Consider the following 978-nt stretch of genomic DNA (forward strand, 5'->3'; position numbering starts at 1 on the left):
CGCACAGACGGGTCTTACGGGCCACGCGGCAGGTCGTTCGGATCACGCGGCACCGTCCTTGCGGGCAATGTCGTCGTCGGTCCACTCGTAGGCGACGCCATAGGGATCAATGTGCATCCCCTTGTGACCCTCCGTGTGGAGGCATCGGAACGCGGCGTCCCGCACTGCGGGTCGTGAGTCATTCGGCCACGGCCTGATCTCGGAGGGGCACTGCGTGGTGTCCGGGTCACACCACCGACCCTGGTCCCGGTAGGCGTCCTCGGGACGCCACGCAGCCCCGCAGGAATCACAGCGATACGCCTCGTCGTAGAAGTCCGTGATCTCGCCGCACACCGAGCAGTCCGGCATTGCGGGCTCCAGCGGCGGGGGTGGCGTACGGCGGGCGGGCGGGTTCTCGGTCACGGCTTGCGGTCCTTCCGCTCGACGTCCTTCTTCGGTTGCTGCGGTGGCATGTGGCGCGGGTTGGGGCATTGGGCGGGCTCGCCGCCGGTCCAGATCAGCCCGTTGCTGCAGAGGGGGCAGTTCTCGTCACACACCACGGACACCGCCTCGCGCCTGCCTGCGGGCATTACGGCGCTTGAGGGCGCGTCGCTCGTCCTCGCTCATGCCGCCCCACACACCGGCGTCCTGTCCGGACTCCGGGGCCCAGGTCAGGCACTCGGGCCGCACCGGGCAGCGGGCACACACGGACTTGGCCTCGATGATCTGCTGGCGGGCGGGGCCGCGGTTGCCGATCGGGAAGAACAGTTCGGGGTCTTCGTTCTTGCAGGCGGCTTGGTGGCGCCAGTCCAAGTGCACTACTGCTCGCCTCCCTCGACCGGTGTGAGGGGGATGAAGTCGGCGACGTCCGCCTCGCTGACGAGGTCGTAGTCGATGCCCCACTCCTCGTCATCGGTGAGAACAATCCAGGGGTCGCTGCAGGTGGTGTCGGGCTGGCCGTTCGTGTCGAGAGAAGGCCGGTACCAGGCGATTGCCTCG

4 protein-coding genes are annotated in these 978 nt (G+C 68.4%); all 4 read right to left on the bottom strand.

Translation table 11 applies throughout. The annotated features are described in order from the left end of the window. Window positions 1-42 precede the first annotated feature (42 nt). On the bottom strand, window positions 43-402 hold the full coding sequence (locus IEY55_RS31725; protein ID WP_189062277.1) for a hypothetical protein: 360 nt from the start codon (window positions 400-402) through the stop codon (window positions 43-45). Next, on the bottom strand, window positions 399-536 hold the full coding sequence (locus IEY55_RS31730; protein ID WP_189062278.1) for a hypothetical protein: 138 nt from the start codon (window positions 534-536) through the stop codon (window positions 399-401). Before IEY55_RS31730 ends, IEY55_RS31725 begins: the two co-directional genes overlap by 4 nt. Beyond that, on the bottom strand, window positions 529-792 hold the full coding sequence (locus IEY55_RS31735) for a WhiB family transcriptional regulator (RefSeq protein ID WP_189062280.1): 264 nt from the start codon (window positions 790-792) through the stop codon (window positions 529-531). The genes IEY55_RS31730 and IEY55_RS31735 overlap by 8 nt, the downstream gene beginning before the upstream one ends. 5 nt (window positions 793-797) lie before the next feature. Then, on the bottom strand, window positions 798-978 hold a 181-nt coding region (locus IEY55_RS31740), incomplete at its 5' end, for a hypothetical protein (protein ID WP_189062279.1).

This window comes from Longimycelium tulufanense (assembly GCF_014645795.1).
Classification (GTDB): Bacteria; Actinomycetota; Actinomycetes; order Mycobacteriales; family Pseudonocardiaceae; genus Longimycelium; species Longimycelium tulufanense.